Below are 20,234 nucleotides of genomic sequence, written 5' to 3' on the forward strand. Positions count from 1 at the left end.
AAGCGTTATCGTCAGTTATTACCTCATCATATACTTCAACATTCACAGTTGGATTTATCTCTCGGAGTTTTTCACGTGCAGATTCAACCTTCCTCCTCCCAATATCCCTATCCCAATGTAGGAGTTGACGGTTTAGGTTGCTCAGCTCCACATTTTCACAATCAACAATCCTAACAGTTCCAACGCCGGCTGCAACGAGATAGACTGATATTGGGAAATGGACTGCGAGAATTGACGAAAGGTTGAAGAGCGTTGAGGGGGTGACCGTGAAAATTGACGAAAGGTTAAGGAACATTGAAGGAACAACTGCAAAAATTGACGAGAGATTGAGAGGTGTTGAAGGAGTGATTGTAAAAATTAGCGAAAGGCTGGGGAGGGTTGAGGAAGTAGTATCTTTCCTTGTTTATTTACACTTTGACCAGATCATGGAGTTATATGGGAAATTCTCCCCCTCCTCAAGTGAACCCCAAGAAGTTGAGAAGTGGAAGCTCCTCTCAAAATTGAGGGAAGGAACATTAACTCAGCAGGAAGCGGATAGGCTTAGAGAACTTTTGGAGAAGCAGAGGGCTGATGCTCTTACAAAGGGGCTTACCATTGCAGCAACAGCTATTAGTGGACTATTATTGCTTCTCAAATACCTCCCAGCATTAACTAGCGGGAAGAAGACTTAACTTTGAGGTCTGTTAAACTGTGTTAGAATGAATGATCGAAAGAGGATGTAACGTGAAAACTCCATATTTATGTGGTTTAATTTAAATTAAAACTACAGTGAGATGATTTCAATAAATGGATTTGTAAGGTTTTCTATTATCATCTGATAACTGAGGCGAAAAGCACAGTTTACCTTCATTACCCCAATTCCATATCAAATTTGCAATTGAAGTTATACGTAAATTTTCCTTACGCAGGGATTTAGGCTTCATTTGAAATTATTCATTTATATTCATCTTAAGCTAATAAAAGTATATCATTACTCCTACAGTAGAATATCTTTGCTATAGAAATTCCTCACCTAAAGGTTTGTGTAATGTTTCACATTTTTTCAGCACTAGAGTACTTAAAACTCACATAATCACGCTTTTATTTTACTTGAATATTATTGCTAGTATTATTGTTACCCACATTGATATCTGGATTCCCAGAAGCCAGTAAAATCTGTTGCTCAGATCTTTCCTCAAATCTCTAATTTCGCTTTCCATATGGTTTAATCTCTTATCCATTTGCTCAAGAATGCCTTCAATTCTAGCTACTCTCTCCTCTAAGCTACTTTTCACAACAGTCCCTAAATCTTGGAGAGTACGTAGAAGTTTATAAAGCCTTACTTCCAATACTGTAGTTACCTCCAGCCGCTCACAAAGCTATGAAGTTATGTGAATTTATATTTGGAAGGGAGAGATTCTATATTAAGAGGACCTGTCAAAGTATTTGCCAACAGACTGGGAATAAAGTTTCACAGATTCAATAGTAATTTTCGATGTAGATGAACATAAAACTCAATTCTTTACAATGGGATCGAGACCTTAGACGATGCTTACGTCATGATAAACATAATGCAGATAAAATTTAACAGCGTATAAAATGGGTGGAAGCACTATGAAAAGGAGGCACTTGATCTTTTCAAGACATGAGGAAGTTAGAGGAGCTTCCTTATTCTCTCAATAAACTTCTTAACATCCTCTATAGCATATATGACATCCCTTGAAGGCATCCAATTTTCATAGAAATTTTGATGAAGTGAGTTAGCTCTACTCCACAAGCGTCTAAGTTCAATGTCTTGAAGCTTTTCAGCAATTTCATCGACAAACTGCCAAAGACTAGCGTGACCCCTAAGCTCTCTCCCTTCCTTTGCAGCTAAGGCTTTGACGATCTGAGCAGCAGCACCCCAAGCCTTCTCAGATGCTTGAATGTAATCCTTTTTGGTTAGAAGTTCCTCTGCATCTTTCATGTATTTCTCTGATAGTTTTAAATGAATTTCAACCTTCGTCTCAGCATCAAGGGGTTCGTTAAGAGCTTTTGATAGGACTTCCAGTACTAGCTCTTCTTCCGAGACTCCACTTTTCTCAGATTCCTCCTTAAGTCTCTTCTCAATCTTCTTAGGCAGCACAATAAACAATTTCTCCCTCTATTCTTAGTGAAAACCTCTTATAAACTTTATTAGGAAAAATATTTTAACATAATTTTCAATGTGAGTTCGATGAAGTTCATATTAAGTTATCTGACATCACCACAACAATAATTAAGGATCATTTAATGATCCTTAAGAGCGTTCAGTACAGATAGAATTGTGATTAGCATAAACATATTGGAAAGCAGAAAGGCTTTCTTAAAATTCGACGATAAGTTGAGGAGTAAAGGGTTAAATACGGGTACAACAGTCGATTTAACGGTCTCCTCCTTGATGATGGCCATACCATATGGCTTACGCTTCTAAGATGAGTTAAACTTCGATTAACAATTTTCATGGAAATTAGAGCTGGAAGATTAGACTTAAGTTCACTAATGGAGACAAGTGCCTCTATAACATTCCTAATATCAACAGTAATTTCAAGCTACCTAATATGTGGAGTAGCATAATATGAAAAGCTTCAGGTTGAATCCGTTCAGTAACCCCGGCACACTATGAATTCAACCCCAAATGCAAAGTTATTCGTAACAGTAGTTGTAGAGAGCAATAATTATGATACACTATCATGCCCCATAAAGTCAGATAAAATGGAAAGGACTATTTTCCACGCCTCATACCTAAGCTTAAGGTTAAATAGTAAAAATGCTAAGTTAATTTTAAATTGGAGGTTTCAAATTGTCGTTGCTGAAATATCTCGAAGAAAGGGGGATCTCGCTGAAAGATCTCATAGAAACAGCGTTGGAGCTATTCGTCCCTCATCCCGGCGTGGAAACTAGGGAAAAAGCTGCTAAGATCTTGAAGGAGGAATTCATGAATGCCTTATCAGATGTTAATGTTTCATGTATGATCGTTGCATGTTTCCGTGCAGAAGAAGATGCAAATGCAGGCCTAATTCCCGGTTTAACAAAGGATATTATGGGAGGTCCTGGCTTAGTAGCTGATGAAATAATGGGGATGGCTATAGCATGCTACATAGCTGGAGTAAAAGGTATCTTCGAGTTCGTAAGATTTGATCAAGCCAAACCCGGAATTTTGAAGAAGCTTGGACCAATCACTAACGATGCCATTGGAGGGCTAATTGCTGGTGTATCATCAAACATGTACACACGAGCATTAAGAGATCATAAAATTAATATTAATAAAAATTGAATTTTTATGTGCTTAACAATTGAATATTAGCGCTTTTAATCCTCAAGGAAATTATAATACCACATAATACCCCTCCATCGAATAATACCCAAGTACAAAACTTTATTTATAATGAAAATTTAAAGTTCCATAATTGAAAATTTACTGCCCGGTGATGATGTGAAGGCCATTATTATAATTGGTGATGGGATGGCTGACAGACAATTGAAAGAACTTAACTATTTAACTCCACTAGAGGCTGCTGAACCGAAAAATATGAATCGTATAGCCTCTCTGGGAACTTCAGGATTGTTATATGCGATATCTCCGGGAATTGCACCTGAAAGTGATGTAGCAACCCTAGCAATACTGGGTCAAGACCCATATAAAGTTTACACTGGGAGAGGGGGCTTCGAAGCCATCGGCGCTGGAATTGAGCTGAGGAATGAGGATATAGCTTTTAGATGCGATTTCGCCACTGTAAACGAAGATTTTGTTATAGTTGATGAGAAAGCCGGTAGAATCCGTGAGGATGCAACTGAACTTGCAACTCAAATTCAAGATTTAAAGTTAAAGTCGGCTACGGATATTGAGGTAATATTTAAGCAGACATTGGGATTTAAGGGAGTTTTAGTTCTTAGGGGTGAAAATCTCTCCACAAATGTGTCTGCATGCAAGCCTAAGCTTAATACTCGAGTAAACTCCATTAAACCATTAGATTGCTCACCTGAAGCTAAGAGAACTGCAGACATTCTTAACGAGTTCATTAGAGTTTCGCATAGTATCCTTAAAGATCATCCCATCAATCGAGAACGAAGGTTTAGGGGGCAGCCGCCAGCCAACGTTCTAATTCCATGGGGTGGAGGTAGGAAGCCAAGTCTCAGCCCTCTCCATAAAAAATATGGGCTTAGAGGAGCATGCGTAGCAGCAGTAAGCTTAATTAAGGGTATTTGCAAACTTAGCGGCATGGACATCATTAGTGTTTCCGGGGCAACGGGAGAAGTTGATACTGATACTACGGCTAAGGCAAATGCTGCTTTAAAAGCCATTAAAGACCACGACCTAGTCCTAATACACGTTGAAGGTCCTGATGAAGCAAGTCATGATGGAGACCTCGCCGGGAAAATCTTAATCATAAAAAAGATCGACACCATGATTGGCACAATCTTAGAGAACATTGATTTAGAGGAAACATGCATAGCACTTCTTGCAGACCATGCAACTTCACTAAAACTTAAGAAGCATACCGCCGACCCTACGCCTATCACCATAACGAGCCCAGATATTGTTAGAGATGGAGTTACGCATTATAGTGAGAGAGCTGCATATAAGGGTGGACTTGGAAACATATATGGTAAACACGTTATGCCAATATTACTTAATTTAATGGGGAAACCAGTAGAATTTGGAGTGTGAAATGTGGATATGAAGCCGGATTCAATCATGAAGTTGGCTCGAGATGAAATAAAAGGGTTGAAGCCATGCATACATGGAGGTGAAGTTTGGAAATACTATCCCCAATACGGGAGTATTTTGGATTTCAGTGCAAATGTTAACCCCTTAGGCCCACCAAGAAAGGCTATAGAAGCTATTGAGAAAAACCTTTGGCAGATACCATTCTACCCCGATCCAGATTCTAATACCTTAAGGGAAGTTATCTCAAATTATCTTGGAGGGATAAGCCCGGGAAACATCATAGTCGGCAATGGTTCAACGGAGCTCATTTACCTATTCTGTGAAGTATTCATAAGGAGTGGAGATGAAGCTATCATTCCAATACCAACATTTGGGGAATATGAAAATGCTGTAAGAAAGGCTGGTGGCATCCCAAAAAACGTAAAGCTAGATGAGAACTTCAAGATAAATCCAAGTAGCATTATAAGGGAAATAGGACCAAAAACTAAGATGATCTTTATATGCAATCCAAATAATCCCACAAGCACCTTGACTTCAAAAGATGACCTACTTGAAATCATTGAATATGGTGATAGGGAAGAAGTTCTGGTATTCATAGATGAAGACTTCATAGAATTTGTAGATGGAGACTTCTCATTGGTCGGCGAAGTGAGAACTTATAGAAACCTATTCATTCTCAGATCACTAACTAAGTCATTTGGGTTAACTGGACTCAGAGTTGGTTATGGGGTATCTTGTGAGGAAATCATCAACCTACTATCCAAAGGTAAGATTCCATGGAATGTCAATTGTCTAGCTCAAGCAGCAGCCATCGTAGCCCTTCAAGACACGGAATATTTGGAGAAGACACGGAGACTCATCAGGGAAGAAAGGGAATTCTTACTAAACGAACTTAAGAAGATTCATGGCCTCAAAGTTTTCCCAGCATATGCAAACTTCATCCTCATAGATATAAGGCAGACTGGCCTCACATCTACACAACTAAAGGAGAAAATGCTGAAGCATGGAATATTAATTCGAGATTGTAGCTCCTTCAGGGGTCTCGATGAATACTATATTAGGGTATCTGTGAGAACGCGACGAGAGAATGAAAGATTGTTGGAAGCTCTGAAAAGTATCATAGGCAACTCATAAGGTAGGTTACCATGCTTCAAGGAAACATAAGTCTCATAGTAACATCTTCAATAATCCTGATAATAGCATTATTAATAGACTTAGCATTTGGGGAACCTCCAGAGAATATTCACCCAACAGTATGGATGGGTAAAGTGATAGCATTCCTTAAACCAAGAATTAAAAGTGAAAGTCCATTTACTGAAAAGTTGAATGGGATTCTGTTGGGCTTATTCACAATTGCTCTTTTCACAATACCCGCTCATCTCATGCTCTCCTTCATACAACGATACCTAGGTTTAATAGCCTATATCATTATAGCCTCTTTACTACTAAAGCCTACATTCGCAATTAAATGTATGGAGCAATACACCACTCAAATAGCAAGAGCCATTGAGCAAGGGGATATTGAGGGAGCTAGACGGCTACTACCATACATTGTTAGACGCGATCCCAGAAAACTTAATGTACAACAGATTATCTCAGCGACAGTTGAATCTATAGCTGAAGGAACTGTTGACGGGGTAACATCACCACTCTTCTACTACGCTCTCTTTGGAGTTCCAGGAGCCATATCCTTCCGCGTCATCAACACCCTAGACTCTATGGTCGGCTACAAAGATCCAGAGCATATCAACATCGGATGGTTCTCAGCAAAACTAGATACTATAGCAAACTACATACCAGCCCGCATTACAGCACTCCTAATGGTTGTAGCGGCATGGCTACTGGGCGAAGATTGGAAAAACTCTTGGAAAATTCTACGTAGAGATAGCCATAAAACCGAAAGCCTGAATGCCGGATGGAGCATGTCCGCTATGGCTGGCGCCCTAAATGTGAAATTGGAGAAGCCAGGCTACTATGTGTTGGGTGATGATATAGATGAATTATCCCCAAAACATATATCAAGAGCCATAAAAATTATGAAGCTAACAGTCTTACTGTTCGCAACATTAATAGCAATACCTCTTCTCACTCTGATTTCAACAATCGTAATATAGGGGAACAGTTAATGGAAAAGCTGATATAGGGAGAAGTTACGGTTTATTGAATAGAGCCATGAAGACAAATATCTTCCACATCACGTATTACGACAGTGATAAATCCGTTTACATACAATTTATTGGTTGCAATTTTAGATGCATTGGTTGTATAAGGAGAAGCTTTAAGTGGGATCATCATTTACCTAATGACGAACTAACAAGTTTAGATAAACCAGGCATTAAAACACTATCTCTTGAAGACCTTGAAAAACTTCTAAGAAATGTTAAAGATTCTTTAGGATTGGAAAAGGCTGTTTTAGGTGGTGGCGAGCCTACAGTAGATCCAGCATTCTGTAAAATAATTAAGTTGCTGAGCAACCTTAACTTAAATGTTGCCATTTTAACTAATGGTTATAAGTTAGGCGAGCTAATGGAGTGCATCCCAAGAAATTGCCTAATTGAACTTAGCATAAAAAGTATAGATCCAATGAAATTCTTCACGTATACTGGAAGAGATCTTGAAACTGTCCTAAATAACTTTAAGCTAATTTTAAAGTATAGTATAAACATTATCGTGGAGACTATACTCATACCAGGCTTTAACGATCCAGCAGATATTGAAAAACTTGCAGCATACATATCCAGCTATAGCAACGATATCCCATTGATAATAGACGAGTATATTCCCGTTCCCAATGCGCCATGGAGGAGACCAATAGTTGAGGAGCTTAGGGAAACAAAAGAACTTACACAGAAATACCTCAAAAACGTAATTATAAGAAGCTCATATCCGGAGTTTAAAATGAAACCCTTAGGTAAAGTACGCTTAATATATCCGACACAAATGGATCGTTAAAATGCAAATTAGAGGTAAGCTTTTTGAGAATAGCTGTGTATGGCAATTTAAACAGATACTCTCTTGCTTTTAAAGTCCAATTAACTCCCCGCTCAATCATTCTCAACATTTTCAGCTCTAACTAGATTAATTGCAATAACATATAAAGTTAAATGCCTCATAATATTGAGAGTGATAGTTGGGGGTTTAAGGAATTTGGGATTGCTTAACAAGATCTCCTATGATAAGAGTTTCGATACCCTAATTGTGGAATTAGATAAATGTTACAATTTTGTGACAACACTCCCCTATCAACCAGAAGTTGCCAATGTCATACTATTTAAGAGGGTTCCGGAAAACTTTGATGATAGCCACCTAAAGCACTTCTACAACTATGTTAGGAGTAAGATGGGCTATGGAAACTCCATAGTTTTCCTAACAGCGGCTTCGGTGGACGATTACATATGTGAAGTTGATGATGAAGGGAAGATGGCAGTCATAGCAACTATGGGGCTTGAGCCTCCAGTTTGCCCTGGCTACGAAGGCTCCCACGAACCATTGAGAGGAACCATTAATGTGGCGATCATTGTTGACTACGGTTTATCATCAAATGCCTTAGTGGACTTGCTGAGAGTTACGGCAGAGGCTAAGAGTCTTGCAGCCTCAGAACTTCTTCTAAGATGCCCCCTAAGATCTTCTGGAACAGTCACTGACGCCATAGCTGTAGGTGGGAAGCCACCTCATGGAGATAATATTATCGTGGCTGGCATGGCAACCAGAATTGGTAGCTGGGTATCAGGAAAAGTCTACAAGAGGCTAGTTGAAAAAGGCTTAAAGAGGCTCGGCCAAGAAGGCTTACTCTACAATGCTATAGGGCTAACGGTAAATGAAATTGTAGAGCTTATGGCAAAAATGTATGAACATGACAATATATCAGGAGTTACCGTCGACTGCTTTAAGAATAGAGCCAGGGAACTCATTGAAACTATTCTAAAAGATCCAAATGTATGGAGTATACTGATAGCTGCTAGAGAGCTTGACTTACACTCAGCTGCAGGCTCAATACCAGATTTGAATGTTGAGAATTATGCTACTGATGATAATATCATTGCAGACAAACTATTAGCCCTTATCCTATCGCTCTATATAGCTAACTTCAAAGGGCTTCTATCGATGCAACACATTAAAAGAATTGAGAAGAAGGATTTACTTCCCATAAGGCTACCACGATTTGAGGATCATATAGTATCAGCTCTAGTAAGCTCTGCATTTTCAGCCATATACGATGAGTTGAGCAAGAACCGAAAAAGCTTTAGTTAGACACAAAGGAGTGAGGTTTAATAATAACATCTAAGCGACACTTACCAACTATGAAGGAAAAATATTGGTATCCTTAACTTAAAGCTAAGCCAAATATCATAAAGTACACATGCTATTTAGTAAACCAGAAAGTCTAAATTAGAAGACTTATCTTTCAAGCATCTTGCTCTGCAAGATAGCACTTATTTACATAATTACATTAATCTTACTGTTTTCAGAGATTAGGTGTCTTTTCACTAATTTATCTTTCCAGCTATTGCTTTTAAAGCCTTAACTAATTAGCATATAACTTCGCGCTTCAAATGCAACTATCTTGAAGTGATTATAGGAAACATCGCAGACTTGTTTCCTCCTCTAATGGTTAACCCGTTATAACTGCACATACATAAGACTATCATTATGTACATTCGATGAACTAATTGTCAAATATGAGAGTTAAGCATATATAGAGGTGTAGGCAAAATTACCTACAATGAAGCAACTTATATTTTATGGGAAGAGCAAGGCAGCAGGTATCATAATTACCAGTCTAGTTTTAATGACATTCTTGGAAACCGGAATCATAGCCATTGTAAAGGCATCTACTCAAATGACGATAGTTGACGATCTTGGGAGAACTGTGACTATAAGGAGTTCTGAGAGAATTGTATCGATAGGTCCATCATGTACTGAAACCCTCTATGCATTAGGTCTAGGCAATAGAATCATCGGCGTTGACAGATACTCCGATTATCCACCTGAGGTTATACAAAAACGGAAGATCAGCAATTGGTGGAATCCAGACCCAGAGGAAGTCGCTGCCCTTAACCCTGACGTAGTATTCTACTCTGTAGGTAACCCTACTGCTGTAGAAGCACTTGAAAAAGCAGGATTAACAGTAGTTGCCCTTCGACCTAAAACAATAAATGATATATTTAAAAACATAAAGTTGGTGGGTAAAATAACTGGTAAAATTGAGGAAGCTGAGTCTTTAGTATCTGCTTTAAGTAGAAGAATTGATGATATTAAAGCCAGAGTTGGAAATACTACCGTAAAACCAAAAGTTTACATGGAAACATGGTATCCGCCACCATGGACTTGGGGTCCCGGATCATGGGGGCATCAGATTATCGAGTTAGCTGGCGGAGTAAATGTTTTCGGGGATGCTAAAACAGCATATGTTAAGACTACGGATGAAGAAGTTATAGCGAGAAATCCAGATATCATCATTAGCCTTACTGGAGCTATGCACTATGCAAGCCTTGATGATTTTAGAAAACGTCCAGGGTGGAGCGTAATTAAAGCTGTCGCTGAAGGAAGAGTATACATGCTTGATGAAAACCTATTTGTAAGGCCGGGACCGCGGATCGTTGATGGTTTAGAGGCATTGGCTAGAATTCTACATCCCGAATTATTTGGTGAAGCAAACGTATTCACATTCCCAATACTTTCAGCAGAGCTGAGTGTGAAGATGCAAACATTTAGTATTCCCAGCCCAATGATCATTGATATCTGTGTTATTAAGGCTGCTACTGACAGCACTCTAACTGTTATCTTAACGAAATCTGGACCTACGATACCGGCCAATTTAAGATTGATTGGAGAATATGTCGATTTAAGGTGCAGCGTCCCTGAAGGATTTGCATCCATTTTGAGGATACATTATTCAGAGGATTTACTTAAGACTGTAGGTGTTAGGGAAGATTCCCTCAAAATTTATAGGTGGAGTGAAGAGGAGAAGCGGTGGATAGCGTTAAACACTGCTGTGAATAAGGAGGAAAGATTCGTTGAAGCAACGATTATAGGGGGAAGCTACTTTGCTGTCATGGGGGAGCCTACACCTACACTACTGGAGATTCCAATTCCACTCTGGCTTCTTATAGTATCAGTAGTGGTTGTAGCAGCATTGACTGGTGCATGTGTTCACATAGCCCATGTAAGGAGTGGGAAGAGGCTATGAGAAGTTGTCAGAAAAGCACCACTGAAACTAGGTATCTTAAGCGGATTGCTAAATGGTTCTCCACAATCTTCATTCTACTTTTTTCCTCATTTACCTCGATTGCCTTATCCTCCATGATAGGCCCTATGCCAATAAGTGTAGATAAGTGTTTTGGAATCATATTACGACGAATCCCAATTTTAGGCGGTTTAATCAATTGTAACTGGACTCCGCAGGAAGAAATCGTAATCACGCAACTTAGGCTTCCCAGAGCCCTATCAACCGTCCTAGTAGGTGTGGCGTTGTCAATAGCTGGAGTTGTATTTCAAGGTATCTTCAGGAATCCAATGGCCGACCCCTACGTGCTAGGCGTAGCCTCCGGTGCGGGGTTCGGCGCATCATTAGCAATAGTTTTTGGCATAAGCCTTCCATCAATAAGTTTAATTTACACTATACCGATCATGGCATCCGTATGTGCACTCCTCACGGTATTTCTAGTTTACACTATAGCTAGAACGAGTTATGGAATTCCCATTCTGAGATTACTGTTGGCTGGCATAGCTGTAAGTAGCTTCTTTTCATCAGCAATCTCCATATTGCTAGTAATAGCTGGAGAAGAGGCTCACGCTGTGTTTAGCTGGCTCTTCGGAGGTTTCCCGATAGTCGGGTGGGAGTTCATCTACGTTACTGCCCCAATAATCCTCTTCTGCTCAGTAACAGTTTATGCTTATTCTAGGGATTTGAATATCATGCTCCTCGGAGAGGAGCAAGCGCAGCAACTTGGCGTTGATGTTGAGATTGTTAAAAGGAATCTGATAATATTAGCTTCAATAATGACTGCCGCTGCAGTTTCGGTGAGTGGCATTATAGGCTTTGTAGGTTTAATAGTGCCGCATATGATGAGGCTGATAGTTGGGTCAGATCACCGCATACTAATCCCATCATCCGCACTGGCTGGAGCAACTCTCCTAACATTATGCGATATTGTTGCGAGGATAATGCTAAGGCCGATCATACTTCCAACGGGGATGGTAACTGCGATGCTTGGTGCACCATTCTTCACATACTTATTAGCGAAAAGTGGGAGGCTGAAGTTGAGGGGATCATGAATGGTGACTTTAAGGATTTGCGGGGTTGATTGCTACTACGAATCTATAAAAGTTCTGGAGAATGTAAGCTTCTCAATAAATGGTGGAGAATTTGTCGGCTTACTAGGGCCTAATGGCTCAGGTAAAACTACGCTCCTGAGAACTATTAGTAGAGTTTTGAAGCCTAAGGCTGGAACCGTGTACTTGAATAATGCGGACATATATAAAATGAAAAGTAGGGAGGTTGCAAGAAACATAGCAGTTGCCCCACAAGACGCTATTATGATAGACTTCGATCTCACAGTTTTAGATGCAGTTTTGATGGGACGCCACCCCTACATGGGCCGATTCAAAATGGAGAATGAGAGAGATTTGGCTATTGCGAGAAGGGCGATGGAATTAACTAATACGTGGCATTTAGCTGAGAAACGTATAAACGAGCTGAGCAGCGGTGAAAGACAACGCGTCATGATTGCAAGAGCATTAGCACAAGAGCCGAAAGTGCTACTATTGGATGAACCTACAGTACATTTAGATATCAACAATCAATTGGAAATAATGGACATATTAAAGAAGCTTTGTATGAAGGAAGGATTAGCAATTTTAGCAGTTTTCCACGATTTCAATTTAGCGGCACGATATTGCGATTACCTGATATTGTTAAATAAAGGGAAAATAGTTTCAGTAGGTAAAGTAGAGGAGGTATTGACGAGCGAGAATATAAAGGAAGTATTCCAAGTTGATGTATTCGTAAAAAGGCATCCCATCACCGGCACACTTCACGTTATCCCCATATCACCAATGAAGGAGAAGACATCTGTAAATAACAGGAGGTTTCACGTCCACATAATATGTGGAGGTGGGACGGGGGCTCAGCTCATGAAGACATTGTTTGAAGAAGGTTTCATAGTGACTACTGGCGTTTTACATTTGCTAGATACTGATCATGAAATGGCAACGCTGCTTGGAATTACAACCGTAAGTGAAGCACCATTCTCCCCAATCACTGAAGAAAATCATAAAGAAAACTTAAAAATTATTAGTAAGGCTAATGCTATTATTGTGACATCTATGCCCATAGGCTACGGAAACCTGTTAAACTTAAAAGCAGCCCTCGCAGCAGTTGAATCTGGAATTCCAACCTTCATTATTGAGGATACACCAATAGCCCAGAGGGATTTCACTAATGGCGAAGCACAAAAATTATTATCAGAATTGAAGAAAAAGGGTGCGATATCTGTCAGAAGTCAAAATGAAGTACTACACTTACTTAATAGGTTGAGGGCAAAAATCTGTACGGAGGTATTATCATATGAACAAATTAGATGATATGCTTACAGTAAAGAAGATTTGCCTTGAGCTACGCAAATTGATAGAAGATGCAGTTAAAAGGAATTTATGCGAGGGATTACTACTTTCAGGAGGCTTAGACACAAGCATTTTAGCATTAGTGGCATCAAAATTCGTTACGCAAAAAGCCTTTACAGTTGCTTTAAGTGGGGCTCCAGCACCAGATGTTGAATACGCTTCATTAATTGCTAAAAAACTGGGCATTAAGCATCACATCCACTATTTCTATGAGGATGAACTATACGATGCAATCTACGCAACTATTAAAATTATGAGGTCCTTTGATCCAATGGAAATACGTAATAGTGCAGTCATATATATAGCATTGAAACATGCTAAGGAGGAAGGTTTAAACGCCATTATGACTGGTGATGGATCCGATGAACTATTTGCCGGATACAGCTTCCTATTCAATTTGGAAGGGGAAAAATTGAAATTAGAACTTGAAAATTTGTGGAGAAACATGTACTTTTCCTCAATACCACTATCCAAGGCTCTTGGCATTGAAGCAAAGCTTCCATACCTCGATCCACATATAAGGGATTTCGCATCCAAACTTGACCCATCATACATGATTCGTGAAGAAAAGGGAAGAAAGTGGGGGAAATGGATTTTGAGGAAAGCCTTTGAAGGAATATTACCAGATGAAATTGTATGGAGAATTAAAACTCCAATTGAATGTGGTTCAGGGACTACCATCCTACCATCCCTATTCAACCGAAGGATTTCAGATGAAGAATTTCAGGAGAAGAAGAGAAAATATTTTGAAAGCGATAAGGTTGTGATACGGGATAAGGAGCAGCTCTTTTACTATGAGATTTTCAGATCAATTATAGGTGTCCCCCGCCCAATGAAGGGCAAGAGAACATGCCCTTACTGCAACTCAGATTTAGAGGAGGAGGCTAAATATTGCCGGACATGTGGAGCTTACCCAATTTGATGATGGTGAACTGATATGACAAAGGTTGCAATATCTTGGAGTGGTGGTAAAGATAGCTGTCTTGCATGCTACAAAGCACTTCAAAAAGGGCTCGAAGTTTCCTATCTCCTAAACTTCATATCTAAGGATAAGAGGTGTATGTCTCATGGGGTAAACTCTAATTTAATTGCCGCCCAATCAGAAGCCATTGGGATCCCCCTCATACAAAGGGAGGTCACATGGGATACATATGAGGAGGAGTTCAAGAAGGTGGCTAAAGAGTTAAAGGGAATTGGAATTGATGGTATAGTCTTTGGCGATATTGACATTATAGATCACCTGGATTGGGTGATCAGAGTCTGTAATGATGTGGGAATCCTCTACATGGAACCACTTTGGCGCCTCGATCGTAAACAAATCCTCAACGAATTCATAAACGCTGGTTTCGAAGCTATTGTTGTAAGTGCTAAAGCAGATATTTTCGGAAGTGAATGGTTGGGTAGGAAGATCGACAAAGCTTTCATAAAGGATGCATTAGAGCTAAGTGCTACCCGCAGCTTCGACATCTGCGGTGAGTTTGGAGAATATCACACGCTCGTCATAGATGGACCAATATTCAAGAAGCGCATTAAAATTCATGCCTACAAGATTATTCTGAGGGAGGATTATTGGAAACGTTGGCTCCTAGAGATCACAGACTTCTCATTGGAAGATAAATTCCATGGAGGGGTAGAGTTTGATGAAGAAAATTTATGATATAATCTTAGCTTATGAGGAATCAAAATGTGAAGATTTCATAAAAAGAATTGAAGGGAAAAAACCACTATTCATCCACGTTATTGGAACAACTGAGACTGCCAAAATCCCTGGAATCTCAGCTGCAGGAAAGTATCCAGAGCTAACAGATTACACTCCAGCTGCAGATGCAGAATTGCTTTTGCTAGGTTCATGTAAATGTATCCCCGGAGTTCCCACTACGCCTGAAGGCATACCAACACCTGCCTTGATAACGATGTCAGCATTGAGGTTGGCAGATGTACCGACGCTCATCGTAAGTGGTGGGGTTAAAATAAGGCCGCACATCCCATTCATAGATTTAGGCGGCAAATCTGGAGGAGATATCAGAAGTGGAAAGGCTGTGGCTGACGCTGAAGAAATTTTAGTGAGGGCGAGGATTGCTGGAGAAAACTTGTCTAAACTAGCTGATTACCTCGTGATAGGTGAAAGTGTCCCGGGAGGCACAACAACAGCCCTTGCAGTCATGCTAGCTATGGGTGTAGATGCTAGGGGGAAGGTGAGTAGCAGTATGCCCTACAATCCACATGAACTCAAAATTAGAGTTGTCGAGGAAGGCTTAAGGAATTCTGGAATAAAGTTTGGCTCCCTATCAAATGACCCGATAACTGCAATTTCATGTGTTGGAGATCCAATGATGCCAGCCTTCGCAGGGCTTGTCCTCGGAGCTGCACGTAGGAGTCCAGTCTTAATGGCTGGTGGAACGCAGATGTGTGCAATCTTAGCAATTGTTAAAGCATTGGATCAAACCATTTTACAGAACATAGCCATTGGGACAACCCGCTGGCTCATAAGCGATAGATCTGCTGATTTAAAGGGGATAGTTTCACAAATAGCGGATGTTCCAATAATGGCTGCAGACCTCGACTTCGCAAGATCAAAGTTCAATGGGTTAAGGGTATATGAGGAGGGGTTTGTTAAGGAGGGGGTTGGTGCTGGAGGAGCCTCCATAGCTGCTATGGCAAAATCTAGAGGCTTAATATCGAAGGCAGTATTACTTGAGGAGATAGAGAGGAATTATGAGAGGCTAGTTATGTTGAGGCGAAGTTAATGTTTAAGAGGATAAAAAGCTTGCTTGCTTTCCTCACGATAATACCAGTGGGCATGGATGAAAACTGTCTAACTGAAATGGCAAACTCCATGTTCCTATTTCCACTAATAGGCGCATTTATAGGGTTATCAGCAGGCTTCTTCGCACGGATCCTACTCAACATATTCAACCCCCTCATAGTCGGCTTCCTAACATTGGGCTTCCTCCTACTAGTAACTGGTTTGCATCATGCAGATGGCCTCCTCGACTTTGGGGATGGCTTAATGTACATGGGTTCACCGGAAGAGAAGATTAAGGTGATGCATGACCAGCAGACTGGAGCTGGCGGTTTTGGACTGGGCTTAATCACATTTACAACAACAGCCCTCTGTATAGCAAGTCTCAAACAACACATAATCATTCAAAGCCTAATAGTATGCGAAGCTTCAGCTAAATTCGCAATGGTGTTCATGGCTTGGCTTGGAAAGTCCGCGCATAGGGGATTAAACATCTACGTCATAAACGCTATGCACGGAAAATATCGAAATCTCCGCCTATTATCCGCCTTATTCATAACCATAAGCTTTGCATTACCACTCATGGGCATAGCAGGATTAATCCCCATAATTGCAAGTATAATCACCGCTCTAATAATTGTCGGAGTTTCAAATAGACATTTCAAAGGTTTAACGGGAGATGTTTTTGGAGCGGGAAACGAGCTTGCCAGATTAAGCTCCCTCTTAGCAGTTGTGGGGATGAATAGATGGGTGTAACAGCTTTAGTAATGGCTGGTGGTAGAGGCTTAAGGCTTGGAATCCCTGAGGAGAAACCAATGATTAAAGTTGGAGGGAAACCAATGATCCAACGCGTTATAGAAGCCCTTAAAAGCGCTAGTAAAGTTGAAGATATAGTTGTAGCCGTAACTGAGCATACGCCAAAAACCGCTGCCTTCGTAAGGAGAATGTCCATAAAAGTTCTACAAACGCCAGGGGAAGGGTTCTGCTCAGATGTAAAGTACGCTGTAAAAACGCTCAATCTAGGGGTAGTCTTAGTGATAGGTGCAGACCTCCCCCTAATCTCAAGCGACATCATAGACATGATAATAACGCATTACGAGCAATGTAGGAAGCCAGCATTAACAGTCATGGCACCACTTGAAATATACACAAGGCTCGGATTAAGTGTAAGCTATATATTTGAGATTAATGGGAAGAAGCTAGTTCCACTATGCATAAACATGATAGATGGGAGAATGATAGATGAGGAAAAATTGGATGAGGAGATCCTTGTTATAGAAGATGAAAGAGCCATTGTAAATGTAAACACACTCAACGATTTAAAGATAGCAGAACATATTTGTGCAGCTTTTCCATCATCTAATAGCTGAAATGAAATGCACAGTTTACCTTCACTGCCCCACTTCCATATCAAACTCGCGATTGAAGTTATACTCAATTTTCCTTATGCAGGGATTTAGTTTCATTTAAATTATTTATTTATATTTACACTAAGCTAAGCTAATAAAGTAATAGTTCACCCCTACACTAGAACATCTTCGCCATAGAAATTCCTCGCTAAAGGTTTGTGTAATGTTTTCACACTCTCTTAGCACTAAAGTACTAGAACTTACTTAATAACGCTTTTATTTTACTTGAATATTATTGCTAGTATTATTGTTACCCACATTGATATCTGGATTCCCAGAAGCCAGTAAAATCTGTTGCTCAGATCTCTCCTCAAATCTCTAATTTCGCTCTCAATATGGTTTAATCTCTTATCCATTTGCTCAAGAATGCCTTCAATTCTAGCAACCCTCTCCTCTAAGCTACTCTTCACAACCGTCCCCAAATCTTGGAGAGTACATGGAAGTTTATAAAACCTTACTTCCAATACTGTAGCTACCTCCAGCTACTCACAAAGCTATGAAGTTATGTGAATTTATATTTGGAAGGGATTCCATGTCAAAAGGACTTGTCAAAGTATTTGCAAACAGACTAAGAATAAAGATTTCACAAGTTTGATGATGACTTCGATGTAGATGAACATAAACCTCATTCTTTGCAATGGGATCGAGACCTTAGACCATATCTACATCATGGTAAACATAATGCAGATAAAATCTAACAGCGTATAAAATGGGCGGAAGCACTATGAAGCCTTCAAACTCCTCTAACTCATCATGAAATTCTAAATACCCATATTAGATATCCAAGCTAATGTTTATATACGTATTAATACTTACAAATACGTATTAGTAAGTATCATTTCTACAGGAGATGAATGTATGAGGATGAGGATCGCAACTAAAGATGTTGCGTTAATATCACTTTATGCAGCTCTCTATGCAACTTTAGTCTATATATTTACACCAATATCATTTCAAGCTTTGCAGTTCAGGGTTGCGGGTATTCTGAGACCTGCCATAGCTAAGAAGTGGAAGCTTGCGATAGCCTATGCTATAGGCGTTATTGCAGGTAACATCGTCAGTCCATTTGTAGGTGCATGGGAACTTGTCTTCATGCCAATAATGTCTTTCATATCAGGGATTCTCGGCTATCTAGCTGGCAGATTATATAGGAAGCTCGACTACTACATTTGTGGCGTAGTCATTGCCTTGATAATACCACTATCAGTGTCTTTTATGTTGAATCAACTCTTTAACTTGCCAATGACACTTACATTTCCAATGTTGCTAGTGAGCGAACAGATAGTTAACTTCATAGGTGCAACTATATTCAAGTTCATTGAACAGAGGTTTGGGGATTGGTGGAAATGAGGAAGTGCGTAGCCATCTTGAGTGGCGGCATCGACAGCTTCAGCTATGCACTACAATGGCAATTTAGGGGCTACCAGATATACCCTATCACCTTCCTCTATGGACAGAAGGGTGTGAAGGAGGTTAATGTTGTGAAGAGGCTTTGTGTTAAGGTGGGATTTCATGAACCCATAATAGTCGACATCACTGATATGAAGAAGATATGGAGGGGTACACAGTTGACCGATGAAGCTGTACATGTCGAGCGGGAGTATATGCCGACAGTTATAGTTCCAATACGCAATGTGGTTTTCATGTCAATTGCCTCTGCATATGCTTTGACGATAGGTGCTGGCATTGTAATATATGGTGCACAGTTGGATGATATAGCGCCGAGAGGCGACACTGGGGAGCCACGTTTCCCAGACAATACACCTGATACTGCAAGGGCATTCGAGGAAGTTGTTAGGGTAGCACATTTCCCCGTGGGAAAGAAGAAGATTGAGATTTGGAGTCCAGCGAGGGAGGGGCTTTCAAAAGCTGAGAACCTCAAGCGTGGATATGAGATTGCAGGCGACTTGATATTCGAAACTTGGTCATGCTACCTATCCGGCGAAGCCCATTGCGGTAACTGTGATTCATGTATGGAGAGACATAGAGCTTTCATAGAAGCTGGAATAGCCGATAAGACAACTTACAACACACATCCAATAGTGTCCAATGAGTGTAGGCTGGGGAAATGTGGTGTTAGATGAAAGCAAATTAAAGGGGAATATTATGAGAAGTGCAATGTAAAATTCTATGCGGGAAAAAATGAGGGAAATTTAGAAGAGATTATTTCTATTCATTGGAAATGCAGTTGCAGCTCTTATGTCACTGCTCCCTATTATTGATTGCACAACCCTTGAGACTCCTATTCCACAGCCGGAGTGTAGTGTGCCTTCATGCTCCCTCCAGAATTCTAGGTACCAATCGAAATCCTCCTCAGAGCCTCCCCTCTCAATTAGCATTTTGAGCATTGTTGATTCCCTCAACCTCTTGATAAGCCTCTCATATCTAAATTCCCTCTCAGCCCCTCCAGCAGCTTCTCCAGATAATGGTAGGATTAAGTCTACGCTGTTAACTATCCTTGGATCTTCATCATTCTCCCTCATATTGAAGAACTTTATCTCCTTCGGGTAGTGTGTTATGAAGACTGGACCATAGATTTCTGCAAGCATCTTCTCATGTACACTCTTCAAATCGTCTCCAAACTTTAAGTTGAATTCCTTCAAAGTCTCTATAGCCTCAGAGTATGTAATCCTCTTATATGGTGGTCTAAACATCTTCAAATGCTCCTCATCAACTCCTAGGACTTCGAGGTCTTCATCGAGCTTTGAAACCTCTTTTACAGCGGAGTATATTGCTTCCTCCTCATACCTCATCAATTGGTCTAAGTTGCCTAGGAACTCTATCTCCA

General features: G+C 40.2%; 22 protein-coding genes. 17 read left to right on the plus strand and 5 right to left on the minus strand.

Annotated features, from left to right (window positions below):
* Positions 1 to 295, minus strand: a 295-nt coding sequence (locus tag MRT15_RS04815; protein WP_304328438.1) for a ThiF family adenylyltransferase, incomplete at its 3' end; no start/stop codon positions are given.
* Here MRT15_RS04815 and MRT15_RS04820 point away from each other — a divergent pair.
* Complete coding sequence (locus MRT15_RS04820; protein ID WP_304328440.1) at positions 267 to 671, plus strand: hypothetical protein; 405 nt, start codon at positions 267 to 269, stop codon at positions 669 to 671. The genes MRT15_RS04815 and MRT15_RS04820 overlap by 29 nt on opposite strands.
* A 414-nt stretch (positions 672 to 1,085) precedes the next feature.
* Here the strand turns inward: MRT15_RS04820 and MRT15_RS04825 are convergent, their stop codons facing one another.
* Entirely contained in the window at positions 1,086 to 1,274 is a 189-nt protein-coding gene (locus MRT15_RS04825) for a hypothetical protein (protein ID WP_304328442.1), read from the minus strand.
* A gap of 359 nt (positions 1,275 to 1,633) precedes the next feature.
* Positions 1,634 to 2,104, minus strand: a complete 471-nt coding sequence (locus MRT15_RS04830) for a PaREP1 family protein (RefSeq protein WP_304328473.1) — start codon at positions 2,102 to 2,104, stop codon at positions 1,634 to 1,636.
* A 696-nt stretch (positions 2,105 to 2,800) separates the two neighbouring features.
* Here MRT15_RS04830 and MRT15_RS04835 point away from each other — a divergent pair.
* The 14 genes from MRT15_RS04835 to MRT15_RS04900 all read left to right on the plus strand — a co-directional run bounded on the left by MRT15_RS04835 (position 2,801) and on the right by MRT15_RS04900 (position 17,407).
* Entirely contained in the window at positions 2,801 to 3,274 is a 474-nt protein-coding gene (locus MRT15_RS04835; RefSeq protein WP_304328444.1) for a phosphatidylglycerophosphatase A, read from the plus strand.
* 159 nt (positions 3,275 to 3,433) lie between these two features.
* Positions 3,434 to 4,669: a 2,3-bisphosphoglycerate-independent phosphoglycerate mutase gene (locus MRT15_RS04840; RefSeq protein ID WP_304328446.1), complete on the plus strand. Its 1,236-nt coding sequence runs from the start codon at positions 3,434 to 3,436 to the stop codon at positions 4,667 to 4,669.
* Between the two features lie 9 nt (positions 4,670 to 4,678).
* Complete coding sequence (gene hisC / locus MRT15_RS04845) at positions 4,679 to 5,803, plus strand: histidinol-phosphate transaminase (protein WP_304328475.1); 1,125 nt, start codon at positions 4,679 to 4,681, stop codon at positions 5,801 to 5,803.
* A gap of 11 nt (positions 5,804 to 5,814) precedes the next feature.
* Entirely contained in the window at positions 5,815 to 6,783 is a 969-nt protein-coding gene (locus MRT15_RS04850) for a cobalamin biosynthesis protein (protein WP_304328448.1), read from the plus strand.
* 58 nt (positions 6,784 to 6,841) lie between these two features.
* Positions 6,842 to 7,621 (plus strand): radical SAM protein, encoded by a 780-nt coding sequence (locus MRT15_RS04855; protein ID WP_304328450.1) that lies wholly within the window; start codon positions 6,842 to 6,844, stop codon positions 7,619 to 7,621.
* Between the two features lie 195 nt (positions 7,622 to 7,816).
* Positions 7,817 to 8,920: an adenosylcobinamide amidohydrolase gene (locus MRT15_RS04860; protein ID WP_304328451.1), complete on the plus strand. Its 1,104-nt coding sequence runs from the start codon at positions 7,817 to 7,819 to the stop codon at positions 8,918 to 8,920.
* Positions 8,921 to 9,467: 547 nt separating this feature from the next.
* A complete protein-coding gene (locus MRT15_RS04865; RefSeq protein WP_304328453.1) occupies positions 9,468 to 10,859 on the plus strand; it encodes an ABC transporter substrate-binding protein in 1,392 nt (463 codons plus the stop codon).
* Complete coding sequence (locus tag MRT15_RS04870) at positions 10,856 to 11,947, plus strand: iron ABC transporter permease (protein WP_304328455.1); 1,092 nt, start codon at positions 10,856 to 10,858, stop codon at positions 11,945 to 11,947. Before MRT15_RS04865 ends, MRT15_RS04870 begins: the two co-directional genes overlap by 4 nt.
* Positions 11,948 to 13,255, plus strand: a complete 1,308-nt coding sequence (locus tag MRT15_RS04875) for an ABC transporter ATP-binding protein (protein WP_304328457.1) — start codon at positions 11,948 to 11,950, stop codon at positions 13,253 to 13,255.
* The gene (locus MRT15_RS04880; protein ID WP_304328459.1) at positions 13,239 to 14,216 is read left to right on the plus strand and encodes an asparagine synthase-related protein; all 978 of its coding nucleotides are present in this window, start codon (positions 13,239 to 13,241) and stop codon (positions 14,214 to 14,216) included. The genes MRT15_RS04875 and MRT15_RS04880 overlap by 17 nt, the downstream gene beginning before the upstream one ends.
* A gap of 15 nt (positions 14,217 to 14,231) precedes the next feature.
* A complete protein-coding gene (locus MRT15_RS04885; RefSeq protein ID WP_304328461.1) occupies positions 14,232 to 14,951 on the plus strand; it encodes a diphthine--ammonia ligase in 720 nt (239 codons plus the stop codon).
* The gene (gene cobT, locus MRT15_RS04890; protein WP_304328477.1) at positions 14,935 to 16,041 is read left to right on the plus strand and encodes a nicotinate mononucleotide-dependent phosphoribosyltransferase CobT; all 1,107 of its coding nucleotides are present in this window, start codon (positions 14,935 to 14,937) and stop codon (positions 16,039 to 16,041) included. The genes MRT15_RS04885 and cobT overlap by 17 nt, the downstream gene beginning before the upstream one ends.
* The gene (cobS, locus tag MRT15_RS04895) at positions 16,041 to 16,793 is read left to right on the plus strand and encodes an adenosylcobinamide-GDP ribazoletransferase (protein ID WP_304328462.1); all 753 of its coding nucleotides are present in this window, start codon (positions 16,041 to 16,043) and stop codon (positions 16,791 to 16,793) included. Before cobT ends, cobS begins: the two co-directional genes overlap by 1 nt.
* The gene (locus tag MRT15_RS04900; RefSeq protein WP_304328464.1) at positions 16,784 to 17,407 is read left to right on the plus strand and encodes an NTP transferase domain-containing protein; all 624 of its coding nucleotides are present in this window, start codon (positions 16,784 to 16,786) and stop codon (positions 17,405 to 17,407) included. Before cobS ends, MRT15_RS04900 begins: the two co-directional genes overlap by 10 nt.
* Before the next feature lie 260 nt (positions 17,408 to 17,667).
* Here the strand turns inward: MRT15_RS04900 and MRT15_RS04905 are convergent, their stop codons facing one another.
* Positions 17,668 to 17,856, minus strand: a complete 189-nt coding sequence (locus MRT15_RS04905) for a hypothetical protein (RefSeq protein WP_304328466.1) — start codon at positions 17,854 to 17,856, stop codon at positions 17,668 to 17,670.
* Between the two features lie 448 nt (positions 17,857 to 18,304).
* On the opposite strand from MRT15_RS04905, the gene MRT15_RS04910 reads away from it, so the two are divergent.
* Both MRT15_RS04910 and MRT15_RS04915 read left to right on the plus strand, forming a co-directional pair.
* Complete coding sequence (locus MRT15_RS04910; protein WP_304328468.1) at positions 18,305 to 18,796, plus strand: QueT transporter family protein; 492 nt, start codon at positions 18,305 to 18,307, stop codon at positions 18,794 to 18,796.
* On the plus strand, positions 18,793 to 19,530 hold the full coding sequence (locus MRT15_RS04915; RefSeq protein ID WP_304328470.1) for a 7-cyano-7-deazaguanine synthase: 738 nt from the start codon (positions 18,793 to 18,795) through the stop codon (positions 19,528 to 19,530). Before MRT15_RS04910 ends, MRT15_RS04915 begins: the two co-directional genes overlap by 4 nt.
* Before the next feature lie 69 nt (positions 19,531 to 19,599).
* Here MRT15_RS04915 and MRT15_RS04920 read toward each other — a convergent pair.
* Positions 19,600 to 20,234 (minus strand): amino acid--tRNA ligase-related protein (locus tag MRT15_RS04920; protein ID WP_304328472.1); only part of this gene is annotated, 635 nt, incomplete at its 5' end.

The organism is Candidatus Culexarchaeum yellowstonense, assembly GCF_024707025.1.
Taxonomy (GTDB): domain Archaea; phylum Thermoproteota; class Methanomethylicia; order Culexarchaeales; family Culexarchaeaceae; genus Culexarchaeum.

Coding starts and splice junctions, on each gene's coding strand:
- MRT15_RS04900 (WP_304328464.1), top strand. CDS start 16,784: ATGGGTGTAACAGCTTTAGTAATGGCTGGTGGTAGAGGCTTAAGGCTT.
- cobS (WP_304328462.1), top strand. CDS start 16,041: ATGTTTAAGAGGATAAAAAGCTTGCTTGCTTTCCTCACGATAATACCA.
- cobT (WP_304328477.1), top strand. CDS start 14,935: ATGAAGAAAATTTATGATATAATCTTAGCTTATGAGGAATCAAAATGT.
- MRT15_RS04855 (WP_304328450.1), top strand. CDS start 6,842: ATGAAGACAAATATCTTCCACATCACGTATTACGACAGTGATAAATCC.
- MRT15_RS04910 (WP_304328468.1), top strand. CDS start 18,305: ATGAGGATGAGGATCGCAACTAAAGATGTTGCGTTAATATCACTTTAT.
- MRT15_RS04915 (WP_304328470.1), top strand. CDS start 18,793: ATGAGGAAGTGCGTAGCCATCTTGAGTGGCGGCATCGACAGCTTCAGC.
- MRT15_RS04880 (WP_304328459.1), top strand. CDS start 13,239: ATGAACAAATTAGATGATATGCTTACAGTAAAGAAGATTTGCCTTGAG.
- hisC (WP_304328475.1), top strand. CDS start 4,679: ATGAAGCCGGATTCAATCATGAAGTTGGCTCGAGATGAAATAAAAGGG.
- MRT15_RS04875 (WP_304328457.1), top strand. CDS start 11,948: ATGGTGACTTTAAGGATTTGCGGGGTTGATTGCTACTACGAATCTATA.
- MRT15_RS04870 (WP_304328455.1), top strand. CDS start 10,856: ATGAGAAGTTGTCAGAAAAGCACCACTGAAACTAGGTATCTTAAGCGG.
- MRT15_RS04885 (WP_304328461.1), top strand. CDS start 14,232: ATGACAAAGGTTGCAATATCTTGGAGTGGTGGTAAAGATAGCTGTCTT.
- MRT15_RS04850 (WP_304328448.1), top strand. CDS start 5,815: ATGCTTCAAGGAAACATAAGTCTCATAGTAACATCTTCAATAATCCTG.